Source organism: Bacillus sp. D386 (genome assembly GCF_006346415.1).
The window spans coordinates 318,645-333,566 of record NZ_VEMV01000002.1 but is presented as its reverse complement, the minus strand read 5'-3'; the positions used below and the strand labels follow the sequence as shown (position 1 = coordinate 333,566).

Below are 14,922 nucleotides of genomic sequence, written 5' to 3'. Positions count from 1 at the left end.
TATGGACAAGAAGGAATGGTATTTTGAATATGAAATTAAAATTAACCGTCCCGGTTTGTTAGGGGATATTTCTTCTTTGCTAGGAATGCTCTCCATAAATATCGTAACCATCAATGGTGTGGATGAGGGGAGAAGAGGTATGCTTCTCTTGGCGAAGGATAATCGTCAAATTGAACGCCTGGAATCAATTCTGCAAACAATGGATACGATAAAAGTAACTAAACTTAGAGAGCCGAAATTAAGAGATCGGTTAGCAGTCAGACATGGTCGTTATATACAAAGAGATGCAGATGATCGAAAAACATTCCGATTTGTAAGAGAAGATCTTGGGCTTCTAGTTGATTTTATGGCCGAGCTTTTTAAACAGGAAGGCCATAAACTAATTGGAATCAGGGGTATGCCCCGGGTTGGTAAAACTGAATCGATTGTTGCTGCAAGTGTTTGTGCGAATAAGCGGTGGTTATTTGTATCTTCCACCTTATTAAAACAAACCGTTCGAAATCAATTAATTGAAGATGAATACAATGAAGATAACTTATTTATTCTGGATGGGATTGTTTCAACTCGCAGAGCCAATGAAAGGCATTGGCAGCTTGTGCGTGAGATCATGAGACTTGATTCAATTAAAGTTGTTGAACATCCTGATGTGTTTGTACAAAATTCAGAGTATACAATGAACGATTTTGATTATATTATTGAACTACGTAATGACCCGAACGAAGAGATCACATATGAAGCAGTAGACCAACAGTCCTCTTTATTTGGAGGATCCGAATTTGGATCGTTTGATTTTTAGTGATTAGAAGGTGTTTATATGACGGAATTAGGTAAAGTATTAAAGGAAGCCAGAGAGTCTAAAGGATTAACCCTGGATGACCTTCAACAGATAACCAAAATACAAAAGCGTTATCTTGTTGGTATAGAAGAAGGCAATTATGAAATGATGCCGGGCAAATTCTATGTCAGAGCGTTTATTAAACAATATGCTGAAGCAGTTGGATTAGATCCTGAACAGCTTTTTGCGGAGCATCAAACGGATATTCCTGCGGCAGTTCAGCAGGAGGAGATTCCTCAAAAATTATCTAGAGTGCAATCGAAAAAAACATTGCCAGTACAGCATTCAAAGTGGATGGAAGTACTTCCTAAAATTTTGATAGCTGTGTTCCTTGTTGCAGTAGTGGCTATTATTTATTACTTTGTAGCAAAAGCCATTGGTAATAATGATGACACAGGGACAGTTAATCAAAACGGTGACCCTGTAAGACTTGAGCAGGGTGAATCCACAAACCAAGAAGAAAACACCAATGAGAAAGAAGAAGCGGAAACAGAAGAAGAAAGTAATCCAGAGAATGCTGAGGAAGAATCTAAAGAGCCGGAAGAAGCAGGTTCTGCTGAGCTGAAAGTGACCTCCGCGAATGGAAAAAATACAACATATGAATTAAGTAATACAGATGAATTTAAGGTATCAGTAAAATCTACCGGCGAGACATGGGTATCTGTTAAAAACTCCAAGGGAGAAAATCTCTTCAATGGGGTGATTCAAAATGGAGAAAGCCAGGATTTTGATCTTTCAGATGATAATCAAATAGTCATGAATATAGGGAAAACTCCAGACACTGAAATTTTTGTTAATGATGAAAAACTGGAGTATGAAAGTGAACTGATTGTTCAAAACATAACGATTGATTACACGAAGGAGTAAGATTGGAAGGTCATCAATGGATGGCCTTCTCTCGTCTATCCTTTTATAAATAAAATTTAAAAGTAAAGTGAGGAACATCAAGTGAATTTACCGAACAAGATAACAATTTCCAGAATTTGCATGATCCCTGTGTTTATGATTATCATGCTTCCATCCATTGATTGGGGAACGTGGGTGATTAACGATGTGGAGTTGCCTATCTCTCATTTTGTTGGAGCTATCATTTTTATCATTGCTTCCACTACTGATTGGATTGATGGATATTATGCTAGAAAACATAATCTGGTCACAACCCTTGGAAAGTTTCTTGATCCGTTGGCAGATAAACTTCTTGTATCTGCAGCATTAATTATCCTTGTAGGATACGAGTTGGCCCCTGCTTGGATTGTTATTTTAATTATCAGCCGTGAATTTGCGGTAACAGGTCTTCGCCTGGTTCTAGCCGGTGAAGGTGAAGTGGTTGCAGCGAATCAATTGGGTAAAATTAAAACATGGACTCAAATCATAGCTATAGCTGCATTACTATTGCATAATCTACCATTTGCGTGGATTAATTTCCCGTTTGCTGATATAGCTCTTTACGTAGCCTTATTCTTTACTCTATGGTCTGGCTGGGATTACTTTGCTAAGAATAAACATGCGTTTTTAAATTCTAAATAAGGGTATCATTCTAAATATAACTTGTTAAATGGCGGGTGACAGAATGAATGCAGAATTAATAGCGGTAGGCTCTGAGTTATTACTTGGACAGATTGCAAATACCAATGCTCAGTTTATATCAAAAAGCCTGGCAGAGATAGGTATTAACGTATATTACCATACAGTAGTTGGGGATAATCCTGTACGATTAAAAAAGGCTATTGAAATTGCAGAATCCCGAGCAAATCTCATAATATACACTGGTGGGTTGGGACCAACAAAGGATGATATAACAAAAGAAGTTGTAGCTGCCCATATAGGTAAAACATTAATAACAGACCAAAAAGCTATGGAAAATATTGAAGAATATTTCAAGAAAATAAAACGGGTGATGACAGAAAACAACCGGAAGCAAGCATTGGTTATTGGAGGATCGGAAGTATTCCCTAATCAAAATGGAATGGCTCCCGGAATGGTTGTGTCTCATGGGGATATTCTTCACATTTTATTACCAGGTCCTCCAAGTGAAATGCAGCCAATGCATCAAAATTTTGCAGTTCCTTATCTTTTGAGATTAATGGACAGGGTGGAGCGTATAGATTCCCGAGTCCTCCGTTTCTTTGGTATTGGGGAATCACAGCTTGAAACAGAAATAGAAGATTTACTGGATCAGCAAAGTAATCCGACAATAGCGCCTCTTGCCTCAGATGGAGAGGTAACTCTTCGTATTACAGCTAAACATGAATCTATTGAAGAAGCTGACAAACTATTAAAAGAGACAGAAGAAAAAATTCTTTCGCGTGTGGGAGAATATTTTTACGGATATGATGATGCGACTATTATGACTGAACTTATCAATCTTTTAAAAGAAAATGAGCTTACAATATCGGCAGCAGAAAGCTTAACCGGCGGAATGTTTCAGGAAAAAATGACGGATATACAGGGAGCCGGTTTAATCCTTAAGGGCGGTATTGTTGTTTATACCAATGAAGCAAAGGAAAAGCTTTTGAAGGTCGAACAATCAACCATCGACCAATATGGAGTTGTCAGTGAGCAATGTGCTATGGAAATGGCTGATAATATTAAAGCCATGCTCCAATCTGATATTGGGATTAGTTTTACTGGAGTAGCTGGACCAGATGAATTGGAAGGTCATCCGGTAGGGACTGTTTATATCGGTATAGCCATTTCCGGTCAGAAAACGTACGCAAAGAGATTGGACTTAGGCGGTATGCGTGAGGTTAATCGGGTAAGAAGCATGAAGTATGGCTGTCATTTTCTTATCCGAAAGTTGAGAGAGTTATATGCATAATAGAAAACCCCAACTTATATGGTTGGGGATTTCTATTGTTTATAAAATTGAGATAATTTTAGTTTTACTTTAATTACTGCTAAAAGCATTCTGTTTGCTAGAGAGTTTCTTTAAATTTATTAGCAAAATTACCATTAAAACAATACGAATAAATGTTCGCTTTTTTACTTGTTAAATGGGGACAGATGAGGTATAGTATAAATAAGTTCTAAATTATACATGTAATGTTTTTATATAGATATGGGGAGGAAATAAACTGTGAGTGAACGTCAAGCTGCGCTCGATATGGCGCTAAAACAAATTGAAAAGCAATTTGGTAAAGGTTCAGTAATGAAGCTGGGGGAAAGAGCAGACAGAAAGGTTTCTACCATTCCAAGTGGTTCGCTTGCTCTTGATTCAGCCCTCGGTGTGGGTGGATATCCAAGAGGTAGAATAATTGAGATTTATGGACCGGAGAGTTCCGGTAAAACGACAGTAGCTTTACATGCAATTGCTGAAGTACAGGCACAGGGTGGACAAGCAGCATTTATTGATGCAGAACATGCTTTAGATCCGGCATATGCACAAAAGCTTGGCGTAAATATAGATGAATTATTACTTTCCCAACCAGATACAGGTGAACAGGCATTGGAAATTGCTGAGGCGCTTGTACGAAGTGGTGCAATTGATATTATCGTTGTTGACTCAGTGGCTGCTTTAGTACCAAAAGCTGAGATTGAAGGTGAAATGGGAGATTCTCATATGGGTCTACAAGCCCGTTTAATGTCTCAGGCTCTTCGTAAACTTTCTGGATCCATTAATAAATCTAACACCATAGCAATCTTTATCAACCAAATCCGTGAGAAGATTGGTGTTATGTTTGGTAACCCAGAAACAACTCCAGGTGGTCGTGCTCTTAAGTTCTATTCTACGGTTCGCCTTGAAGTAAGACGTGCAGAACAACTGAAACAGGGAAATGATATTGTAGGGAACAGGACTAAAGTAAAGGTTGTTAAAAATAAAGTGGCTCCACCTTTCAAAGTGGCAGAACTTGATATTATGTATGGTGAGGGTATTTCCAAAGAAGGAGAAATCATCGACATTGGTTCTGAATTGGATATTATTGAAAAGAGTGGGTCTTGGTACTCATATAATGGAGATCGCTTAGGACAGGGAAGAGAGAATGCGAAGCTCTTCTTAAAAGAAAATCCAGATGTTCGGGATGAAATTTCCATTAAAATCCGCTCAGCCTATGGATTAAACGGTGAAGCGAAAGTGGTTGAAGCAGCAGAGGAAATGGATAAATTTGATTTACCTGAATAAGTAGTTTGTAATGGGCAAACCTGATTATGGGTTTGCTCTTTCTATAGGTGGGCCTCAGGGTGTGTTTTATTATAAATTTAGCTGTTTCTGAAGAGAATCATGAAAGAAATAATATTTAGGTAGTATTGTGACTGGCAGAGTATGATCAATCAGTAAGTGTTGTTTGAGAAAAATCTATAACTTTATTAGAAAAGATGCGAAAAACAAATAATTTCTTCGGCTTTTGTACTTTTACTCAACTTAATGGGAAGCGGCTGTCTTAAAGTGGAGAGTATTATTAGAAACTATGACCTAGGTGGATAGGGTCACGAAAATTGTATATCTGTCTGTATTTTCTAAAAACGATTAAAAGAGCGTCAGGACTTGCTCTTGACAACAAATTTTCATAACTTTACAATAGAAATGTATTAATATCTTTTTTTATGACATGCCTAAAAGCGATTGTGCTGTATATTTTTAGATGATGTACATGCCAGAATTGAAAACAATGTAGTAAAAGAGATTAAAAAAGTTAATAGCAAGAGGAGGTGTAATGATGGATCCAATCGCTATCATCTCCATTTTGCTTGGCCTAATTGTTGGTGCAGTTGTTGGCTATTTGTTAAGAAGATCTATAGCTGAATCTAAAATATCCGGCGCAACGAACGCAGCTGAAAAAATTATTGAGGACGCAAAGCGTGAAGCGGACGCCTTGAAAAAGGAATCCCTTCTTGAAGCAAAGGATGAGATTCATAAGCTTCGGACTGATGCTGAAAAGGAAGTTCGTGATCGACGAACTGAATTACAGAGACAGGAAAATCGAATTCTACAAAAAGAAGAGAATCTGGACCGTAAAGCAGACTCTCAAGATAAACGTGAGGCTTTATTGGAGAAGAAAGAAGATTCTCTGAACCAAAGACAACAGCATATTGAACAGATGGAAAGCAAAGTGGACGAGATAATTCAAGCTCAAAGTTCTGAACTTGAACGTATTTCTAGCCTGACTAGAGAAGAAGCAAAAGCCATTATCCTTGATCGTGTTGAGAAAGAGCTATCACATGATATTGCAATCATGATGAAAGAGAGCGATAACCGAGCGAAGGAAGAAGCAGACAAAAAGGCACGTGAAATCTTGTCACTTGCGATTCAACGTTGTGCAGCAGATCATGTGGCCGAAACGACCGTTTCTGTTGTTAATCTTCCAAATGATGAAATGAAAGGTCGAATTATCGGTCGAGAAGGACGTAATATTCGAACACTTGAAACGTTGACGGGAATCGATTTAATTATTGATGATACACCTGAAGCTGTCATTTTATCTGGATTTGATCCAATTAGACGTGAAACTGCAAGACTTGCCCTTGAAAAGCTTGTTCAGGATGGGCGTATCCATCCGGCTCGTATTGAAGAAATGGTTGATAAAGCAAGAAGGGAAGTCGATGAGCATATCCGTGAAATCGGTGAGCAAACAACATTTGAAGTTGGGGTTCATGGCTTACACCCAGATTTAATAAAAATTCTTGGCCGCTTAAGATACCGTACAAGCTATGGTCAGAATGTGCTTAAACATTCGATGGAAGTAGCTTATTTATCCGGCTTGATGGCAGCAGAACTTGGTCAAGATATTACATTGGCAAAGCGCGCTGGACTATTGCATGATATCGGTAAAGCGATTGACCATGAAGTAGAAGGAAGCCATGTGGAAATAGGAGTGGAACTTGCTACGAAGTACAAGGAACATCCTGTTGTCATTAATAGTATTGCTTCTCACCATGGAGACGCCGAACCAAAATCTATAATTGCCATTCTGGTAGCAGCTGCTGATGCATTATCTGCAGCTAGACCTGGAGCTAGAAGTGAAACGCTTGAAAACTATATTCGTCGCCTTGAAAAACTTGAGGATATTTCTGAATCCTATGAAGGTGTTGAAAAATCATTTGCAATCCAGGCAGGACGAGAAGTTCGTATTATTGTTAAGCCTGAAAGTATTGATGATTTAGAGGCACACCGATTAGCCAGAGATATTAGAAAACGTATTGAAGATGAACTGGACTATCCGGGACATATTAAAGTGACGGTTATTCGTGAGACCAGAGCAGTTGAATATGCAAAATAAAGCGGTGTTCCTCACCGCTTTATTTTTTTGGAGATCGAAACTTTTTTAAACAAAAAAGTTAAACTATACCAAAGATAATCTTGGCCTAGTTTCAAAGAAAGGAAAGCGAAAATGAGGTTATTATTTATAGGGGATATTGTTGGATCACCTGGAAGAGCAATGGTGAAAGAATATTTAGGGAAGTTAAAGGAAAAATATAGACCGCAGTTTGTCATCATTAATGGAGAAAATGCTGCAGCTGGAAGAGGGATTACCCAAAAAATTTATAAAGAATTACTTGAGTACGGAGCTAATATCATTACACTTGGTAATCATTCCTGGGACAATCGTGATATTTTTGAATTTATAGGAGAAGCAAAATATCTGGTGCGCCCTGGGAATTTTCCGGAGGGAACACCGGGCACGGGACTTTCCTTTGTTAAGATGAATCAGTTTGAATTGGCTGTTATTAACCTGCAGGGCAGAACCTTTATGCCTGCGCTTGATGATCCATTTTTATGTGCAGATAAATTGGTAGAAGAGGCCAGTAAGCGAACGCCATTTATATTTGTTGACATGCATGCTGAAGCAACCAGTGAAAAACAGGCAATGGGATGGTATCTGGATGGACGAGTGTCAGCGGTAGTTGGGACCCATACACATGTCCAAACAGCTGATAACCGAATTCTGCCTAAAGGAACTGCTTACATGTCTGACGTAGGAATGACAGGGCCTTATGATGGTATTCTAGGAATGGAACGCGATGCTGTCATCAAGAAATTCTTAACAAGCCTGCCTGTGAGATTTGAAGTACCAAAAGAGGGAAGAGCTGTACTTAGTGGTTTAATTATTGATTTAGATCCTAAAACGGGCAAAGCGAAAAAAACTGAGAGAATTTTAATTAATGAAGATCATCCATTCTTTTATTAAAAACGATTGCGAGGAGCCAACCTATAGGGGTTGGCTTTTTTGTATGGTATATCTTTTGTTCATTATGAATATAGTTAACAGAAAAAACATACTCACTAGGGGACATGTCTTGGAATAAGATGAGGAGGACCAGAAATGGAAATATTAAAGGTTTCAGCAAAATCTAATCCCAACTCTGTGGCTGGAGCGCTGGCTGGAGTACTTAGAGAAAGAGGAGCAGCAGAAATCCAAGCAATAGGTGCAGGTGCATTAAACCAAGCAGTAAAAGCCGTAGCGATTGCAAGAGGATTCGTCGCACCCAGCGGGATGGATCTTATATGCATTCCTGCTTTTACAGATATCTTAATTGATGGTGAGGAACGTACCGCCATAAAACTAATTATAGAACCACGGTGAAATGAAACTGCAGTAAAACTGGAGCTGACTCTGATAAGGGATCGGTAGGCGTATTCTCCGACCGGGAGGATGCTCCTTTTTGTTAACCGAAGCTAACATAACATGGGGGATTAGCTTAAATGAGAATATTTGATGCACATTGTGATGTGTTAATGAAGCTGTTTCTTAATCCAAAATTGGACTTTTATCATAGCAGGGAGCTAGAGGTAACAAATCTTGGTTTGAAAGCAGCTAATATACAAGTACAAGTTTTCGCTATTTATATACCGGAAAATGTACATCCTTCTATCCGCTTTGATGCAGCTCTTGCCATGGTGGATATTTTTTATGACCAAATAATTGGCACAGGGAAGTTAAAATTCATTCGAAAGTATAAGGATATTGGCAGGCTTAAAGAGGGAGAGACAGGTGCGATTCTCATGTTGGAGGGTTGTGACTGTATTGGCGACGACATGTTGAAGTTGAAGCTATTACTGAGGCTTGGTGTTACAGTGGTAGGGTTGACATGGAACTGGGCTAATCTGGTCGCTGATGGTGCATTGGAAAAACGCGCTGCCGGTCTAACCGCCTTTGGGAAAAAGGTAGTTGAATTGTTGAATGTTACGAACAACTGGTGTGATGTATCTCATTTATCGGAGAGAGCATTTTGGGATTGCATAGAAATACATAGCAGACCAATTGCTTCTCACTCAAATTGCCGATCGCTAGTTGATCATCCAAGAAATTTGAGTGATGAACAAATTAAAGCATTAATTCAAAAAAAATCGGTTATGGGACTTACATTTGTCCCTGAATTTTTAACAGGTACCAATCAGGCAAACTTGACTGATGTATTGAGGCATCTGGAACATGTTTGTTCACTTGGAGGTGCCCGTCATGTAGGATTTGGATCTGACTTTGATGGGACGACAACAAGCGTACATTCTCTCAGCAGAGTGGAACAATATAGTAATCTGGTTAACGAGCTGCTGAAGTATTATAAGGAAGAGGATGTCCGTCACTTCTTATTTGATAATTTTGCATCAAGATATGGCCAATAGGGGTTGAATTGAATACGCTATTTCTTTATTTATGGTTTTTTTAGAAACTTAAGCTTAATATTGTAGACATAATGGTATATTCTAGTAAATAATAAAATTATTGTTAATAGTTTTATAGCTGACATGAAAAACCAATATTTCATATAAGGGAATCGAAGGGGTGTAAAGGAAATGAATAAACAACTTTCATGGAAAGTTGGAGGGCAGCAAGGTGAAGGCATAGAAAGTACTGGAGAAATTTTTTCTATTGCATTAAATCGTCTGGGATATTACTTGTATGGGTATCGCCATTTTTCTTCCCGTATTAAAGGGGGCCATACAAATAATAAAATTCGAGTAAGCACAACACAGGTTCGATCAATAGCCGACGATTTGGATGTGTTAGTGGCATTTGACCAAGAAACCATTGATGTGAATTATAAAGAATTACATAAAGACGGTATTATTTTGGCCGACACCAAGTTTGATCCCAAAGCTCCTTTAGATACCGAAGCAGTACTCTATTCCGTCCCATTTACAGAAATAGCCTCTCAGCTTGGGACATCTTTGATGAAGAACATGGTAGCTATCGGCGCTTCTAGTGCTGTGCTTGGTTTAAATATTCAGGTATTTTCAGAAGTGGTTGAGGAAATATTTGGAAGAAAAGGAGCCGCTGTCGTTGAAAAGAATTTAGAAGCGATTCAAGCTGGCTATGACTTTTTAATGGAACAAATGGGTAACAAGGCTGGAGTGTTGCAGCTAGTAGAAGCTGATGGAAAAAAACGTTTATTCATGATTGGTAATGATGCGATTGCCATGGGTGCTCTGGCTGGTGGAACTCGCTTTATGGCTGCCTATCCGATTACGCCTGCCTCTGAGATAATGGAGTATTTAATTAAGCAACTGCCAAAGTTTGGAGGAGCCGTCATACAGACAGAAGATGAGATTGCTGCTTGTACGATGGCAATTGGCGCAAATTATGCAGGTGTACGCAGTTTAACAGCTTCAGCTGGTCCAGGTTTATCGCTAATGATGGAGGCAATTGGATTGTCGGGTATTACAGAAACTCCGCTTGTAATTGTCGACACACAACGTGGAGGCCCTTCGACAGGTATGCCTACAAAACAGGAACAATCCGATTTGATGGCAATGATTTATGGAACTCATGGTGAAATTCCAAAAATCGTTCTTGCACCAAGTACAGTGGAGGAAGCATTCTACGATACAGTAGAAGCTTTTAATTTAGCTGAAGAATATCAGGTTCCGGTGATTATCCTTTCCGATTTACAATTATCATTGGGTAAACAAACCGTTGAGCCTTTAGATTTTAGCAGGGTTGAGATTAGGAGAGGTAAATTAATTTCTGAGGAGTTACCTGAGCCTACTGATAAAAGTTATTTTAAGAGATATGCTGTAACGGAAGACGGGATATCACGAAGACCTCTTCCAGGAATGAAAAATGGAATCCATCATGTTACAGGCGTTGAACATGATGAGACGGGAAAACCCTCAGAGGTTGCTTCCAATCGTGTAGCTCAAATGGATAAACGAATGCGCAAAATCGAGTCTGTAAGATTTAAAGATCCAATCCATATAAATGCTGTCCATGAGAATCCAGACTTGCTATTGGTCGGATTTATTTCTACTAGAGGTGTCATTGAAGAGACGATGAAAAACCTGGCTGATGACGGGATTAAAGTCAACCATGTACATGTAAGGCTTCTTCATCCATTCCCTGCCCATGAGTTACTGCCCTATGTTCAGGATGCGAAAAAGGTAGTTGTTATCGAGAATAATGCAACAGGACAACTTGCCAACATTCTGAAAATGAATATTGGCCATGCCGAGAAGATTACGAAGCTTTTAAAATATGACGGCAATCCATTTTTGCCGTACGAAGTGTATACAAAATGCAGGGAGTTGGTTTAAATGGCTACATTTAAAGACTTTAGAAATAATGTAAAACCAAACTGGTGTCCCGGCTGTGGTGACTTCTCTGTTCAGGCCGCTATCCAGAGGGCAGCAGCTAATGTAGGTCTGGAACCGGATCAACTTGCTGTGATTTCCGGAATAGGCTGTTCAGGCCGTATTTCCGGTTATATCCAATCCTATGGGTTTCACAGTATACATGGCCGTTCTTTACCAATCGCACAGGGTGTCAAAATGGCGAATCGTGATTTAACCGTCCTTGCCTCAGGTGGAGATGGTGATGGATTTGCAATTGGCATGGGTCATACAGTACATGCGATTAGGAGAAATATTGATATCACCTATATTGTTATGGACAATCAAATATACGGTTTAACGAAGGGTCAGACATCACCGCGCTCTGCAGCCGGCTTTAAGACGAAATCTACGCCTGGAGGTTCGATTGAACAGGCGATATCTCCAATGGAAATGGCCTTGTCAGTTGGTGCGACTTTTGTGGCGCAAAGCTTTTCCAGCGACTTAAAAGATTTGACAGCATTGATTGAAGCAGGTATTCGTCATAAAGGTTTTTCTTTAATTAATGTTTTCAGTCCATGCGTGACCTATAATAAAGTGAATACGTATGATTGGTTCAAGGGTAATTTAACAAAGCTTTCAACAATTGAAGGTTACGATCCATCCAATAAAGAAGCAGCGATGCAGACGTTAATGGAGCATAAAGGCTTAGTTACCGGCTTAATTTATCAAAATACTGCTCAGCCTTCCTATCAGGAATTAATTCAGGGGTATGCTGAAAAACCTTTATCTTCTGCTGATTTGAAATTGACTCAGGAACATTTTGATAAATTGACAGCAGAATTTATGTAATTGAATAAACACCGGCCGAGTAATCGGTCGGTATTATTTTTATGTAATGTGAGGTAAGTATTCATGGAGAAATCTCTTGAAGAATGAACCCCTTGATATATCAGGGGTTTTTATTATGATTAGCAGATACCTTTGATAACGACTTATACATGGGGATTCATTCTTAGATGACAATGTAGGTTGTCTTAGTCCGGAAAAAATATTCACTTTAGTATACTTTTTTAAAAAAATATTCTTCTTATAATCAACTGTCCGCCATACGAGGAATAGCCTATTTACATAATTAAGTTAAAAATTTAAAATTTTGGTATAAACCAGGTTTTTTTAGACAGGAGTGTGTATACGGTGGATGGAAAAATGAAAGCGGTTGTAAAACATAAAAGAGGTTATGGAGCAGAACTCCAATTGATTGATATTCCTTCTATCAAAGAGGATGAAGTGTTGATTAAAGTAAAGGCGACGTCCATATGCGGGACGGATGTCCATATTTATACTTGGGATGAATGGTCTCAACATAGGGTTAATCCTCCTTATGCATTTGGGCATGAATTCTCAGGAGAGATTGTTGAAGTGGGAAATAAAGTACAGGATTTCCAGATAGGTGATTATGTTTCCGCTGAGACACATTTAGTTTGTGGAATCTGCCCTCAATGTATGACGGGACAATATCATATATGTAAAAACACAAAGATAATTGGGGTTGATACACAGGGGTGTTTTGCTGAATATGTAGCTTTACCGGCATCTAATCTTTGGAAAAATCCTGTAGATATGCCTATAGATGTAGCTTCTATACAGGAGCCTATGGGGAATGCGGTCCACACCGTATTGTCAGGTGAAGTAGTCGGGAAAACGGTCGCTATTATCGGTTGCGGTCCAATTGGTATTATGGCAGTGGGAGTGGCAAAAGCAGCTGGGGCTTCACAGGTCATTGCGTTAGATCTTAATGATTACCGTTTAGAGCTAGCGGGTAAATTGGGCGCTACTGTGATGATTAATTCATCGAAGACAGATCCTGTTCAGGCAGTTTATGATTTAACGGGTGGCAATGGGGTTGATATTGTTTGTGAAATGAGTGGTCATCCTATAGCCATCGATCAAGGATTTAAAATGATTACGAATGGAGGCAGGTTTTCTATTTTAAGCTTACCCTCTAAGCCTGTGCCTCTCAATATTACTGATGATATCGTTTTTAAGGGGATAACCGTTCAAGGAATTACAGGGAGACAAATGTTTAAAACGTGGCAGCAGGTTTCCCGATTGCTGGAATCAGGGCAGGTTGATGTTAAACCATTAATCACCCATCAGTTCCCTTTAGAAGAGTATGAAAAAGGCTTTGACCTTATGATCAAAGGTGAGTGTGGAAAAGTGATATTACTGCCGTAAAAGGGTGCTGAATGAGGAAGAGTAATAAATTTATTCAATACTATTGATATAATGCAAAAATATAGGGAATAGAAGGAATATAAGGTAAACAATTGGATGAGGAGGAAGCGATTTGAAGGGGTTTGAATACTTGCAAACAGAATTAGACGAAATGAAAGGAACAGGTTTGTTCCATCCATTAATTCCTCTGGAATCAGAACAAGGTACAAAAGTTAAGATTAATGGGGAAAATTTGATTCAATTATCATCTAACAACTATCTTGGATTGACTTCACATCCTCGTTTAAAGGATGCAGCGCTTGATGCCATTGAAGAATATGGAGTGGGAACAGGTTCGGTACGTACAATTGCCGGTACCATGGATATGCATATAGAGTTAGAAGAGAAGTTGGCGAAATTTAAACATACGGAAGCGGCTTTAGTATTTCAATCTGGATTTACAACGAATCAAGGAGTTCTATCCGCGATTCTTACACAGGAAGATGTGGTTATATCGGATGAATTAAACCATGCTTCCATAATCGATGGAATAAGACTAACAAAAGCTACACGCCGTGTTTATAAGCATGTCGATATGAACAGCTTGGAGGATGTCCTGAAAGAGACTCAATCCTATCGTAAACGCTTAGTTGTAACAGATGGTGTCTTTTCCATGGATGGCAATATCGCACCGCTACCCGAGATTGTGGAGTTAGCAGAAAAATATGATGCACTTATTATGGTCGATGATGCGCATGCCTCAGGAGTACTTGGCCAAAATGGGCGTGGAACCGTCAATCACTTCGGTTTGGATGGACGTGTTCATATTCAGGTAGGTACGTTAAGCAAGGCTATAGGGGTTCTTGGAGGATATGTGGCAAGCAGCCGTACATTGGTTGATTATTTAATTCATAAAGGCAGACCTTTCTTATTTAGTACATCACACCCGCCTGCAGTGACAATGGCTAATATAGAAGCAATTGATGTATTATTGGAAGAACCGGAATTAATTGAGCGTTTGTGGGAGAATACAAAGTTTTTCAAAGAAGGACTAGAATTTATGGGCTTTAATACCGGAAAAAGCGAAACACCGATCACTCCCATTATCGTTGGGGATGAGGCTTTGACAAATAAGCTGTCTAATAAATTAATGGAATATGGTGTATTTGCTCAGGGGATTGCATTCCCAACTGTTGCAAAGGGTCATGCACGTGTCAGGACCATTGTAACAGCAGAACATTCCAAAGAGGAGCTGGCTAAAGCATTAAATGCATTTGAAAAGGCTGGTAAAGAGCTGGGGATTATTAAATAAACTGTATGAATGGTCTTTCGAAAATAGTTATTTAAAATAATAGGCTACTTAGAGGGAACTTCAGATATCTCTAAT

General features: G+C 39.0%; 13 protein-coding genes. All 13 read left to right on the top strand.

Features of this window, described 5'->3' with window-relative positions; genetic code table 11:
- Position 1 precedes the first annotated feature (1 nt).
- A complete protein-coding gene (locus FHY45_RS06605; protein WP_066100277.1) occupies positions 2–796 on the top strand; it encodes a DUF3388 domain-containing protein in 795 nt (264 codons plus the stop codon).
- A gap of 18 nt (positions 797–814) precedes the next feature.
- Positions 815–1,702 carry a helix-turn-helix domain-containing protein gene (locus FHY45_RS06600; RefSeq protein WP_066100274.1) on the top strand — a complete coding sequence of 296 codons (888 nt, stop codon included), beginning with the start codon at positions 815–817 and terminating at the stop codon, positions 1,700–1,702.
- Positions 1,703–1,783: 81 nt separating this feature from the next.
- The gene (pgsA, locus tag FHY45_RS06595; RefSeq protein ID WP_066100270.1) at positions 1,784–2,362 is read left to right on the top strand and encodes a CDP-diacylglycerol--glycerol-3-phosphate 3-phosphatidyltransferase; all 579 of its coding nucleotides are present in this window, start codon (positions 1,784–1,786) and stop codon (positions 2,360–2,362) included.
- Positions 2,363–2,405: 43 nt separating this feature from the next.
- Positions 2,406–3,653 (top strand): competence/damage-inducible protein A, encoded by a 1,248-nt coding sequence (locus FHY45_RS06590; RefSeq protein ID WP_066100267.1) that lies wholly within the window; start codon positions 2,406–2,408, stop codon positions 3,651–3,653.
- Between the two features lie 258 nt (positions 3,654–3,911).
- Positions 3,912–4,955, top strand: a complete 1,044-nt coding sequence (recA, locus tag FHY45_RS06585) for a recombinase RecA (RefSeq protein WP_066100261.1) — start codon at positions 3,912–3,914, stop codon at positions 4,953–4,955.
- A 535-nt stretch (positions 4,956–5,490) separates the two neighbouring features.
- Positions 5,491–7,050: a ribonuclease Y gene (gene rny / locus FHY45_RS06580; RefSeq protein WP_066100258.1), complete on the top strand. Its 1,560-nt coding sequence runs from the start codon at positions 5,491–5,493 to the stop codon at positions 7,048–7,050.
- Positions 7,051–7,161: 111 nt separating this feature from the next.
- On the top strand, positions 7,162–7,959 hold the full coding sequence (locus tag FHY45_RS06575) for a TIGR00282 family metallophosphoesterase (RefSeq protein ID WP_066100255.1): 798 nt from the start codon (positions 7,162–7,164) through the stop codon (positions 7,957–7,959).
- 135 nt (positions 7,960–8,094) lie between these two features.
- Entirely contained in the window at positions 8,095–8,355 is a 261-nt protein-coding gene (gene spoVS / locus FHY45_RS06570; protein ID WP_066100252.1) for a stage V sporulation protein SpoVS, read from the top strand.
- A 119-nt stretch (positions 8,356–8,474) separates the two neighbouring features.
- On the top strand, positions 8,475–9,395 hold the full coding sequence (locus FHY45_RS06565) for a dipeptidase (protein ID WP_139891212.1): 921 nt from the start codon (positions 8,475–8,477) through the stop codon (positions 9,393–9,395).
- A gap of 171 nt (positions 9,396–9,566) precedes the next feature.
- A complete protein-coding gene (locus tag FHY45_RS06560; protein WP_139891211.1) occupies positions 9,567–11,303 on the top strand; it encodes a 2-oxoacid:acceptor oxidoreductase subunit alpha in 1,737 nt (578 codons plus the stop codon).
- Positions 11,304–12,170 carry a 2-oxoacid:ferredoxin oxidoreductase subunit beta gene (locus FHY45_RS06555; protein ID WP_066100243.1) on the top strand — a complete coding sequence of 289 codons (867 nt, stop codon included), beginning with the start codon at positions 11,304–11,306 and terminating at the stop codon, positions 12,168–12,170. It abuts the gene before it with no gap.
- 345 nt (positions 12,171–12,515) lie between these two features.
- Positions 12,516–13,556: an L-threonine 3-dehydrogenase gene (gene tdh, locus FHY45_RS06550; RefSeq protein WP_139891210.1), complete on the top strand. Its 1,041-nt coding sequence runs from the start codon at positions 12,516–12,518 to the stop codon at positions 13,554–13,556.
- Between the two features lie 112 nt (positions 13,557–13,668).
- On the top strand, positions 13,669–14,847 hold the full coding sequence (locus FHY45_RS06545) for a glycine C-acetyltransferase (protein ID WP_066100241.1): 1,179 nt from the start codon (positions 13,669–13,671) through the stop codon (positions 14,845–14,847).
- Positions 14,848–14,922 lie beyond the last annotated feature (75 nt).

Coding starts and splice junctions, on each gene's coding strand:
- FHY45_RS06565 (WP_139891212.1), top strand. CDS start 8,475: ATGAGAATATTTGATGCACATTGTGATGTGTTAATGAAGCTGTTTCTT.
- rny (WP_066100258.1), top strand. CDS start 5,491: ATGGATCCAATCGCTATCATCTCCATTTTGCTTGGCCTAATTGTTGGT.
- FHY45_RS06590 (WP_066100267.1), top strand. CDS start 2,406: ATGAATGCAGAATTAATAGCGGTAGGCTCTGAGTTATTACTTGGACAG.
- FHY45_RS06560 (WP_139891211.1), top strand. CDS start 9,567: ATGAATAAACAACTTTCATGGAAAGTTGGAGGGCAGCAAGGTGAAGGC.
- FHY45_RS06575 (WP_066100255.1), top strand. CDS start 7,162: ATGAGGTTATTATTTATAGGGGATATTGTTGGATCACCTGGAAGAGCA.
- FHY45_RS06555 (WP_066100243.1), top strand. CDS start 11,304: ATGGCTACATTTAAAGACTTTAGAAATAATGTAAAACCAAACTGGTGT.
- spoVS (WP_066100252.1), top strand. CDS start 8,095: ATGGAAATATTAAAGGTTTCAGCAAAATCTAATCCCAACTCTGTGGCT.
- FHY45_RS06600 (WP_066100274.1), top strand. CDS start 815: ATGACGGAATTAGGTAAAGTATTAAAGGAAGCCAGAGAGTCTAAAGGA.
- FHY45_RS06605 (WP_066100277.1), top strand. CDS start 2: ATGGACAAGAAGGAATGGTATTTTGAATATGAAATTAAAATTAACCGT.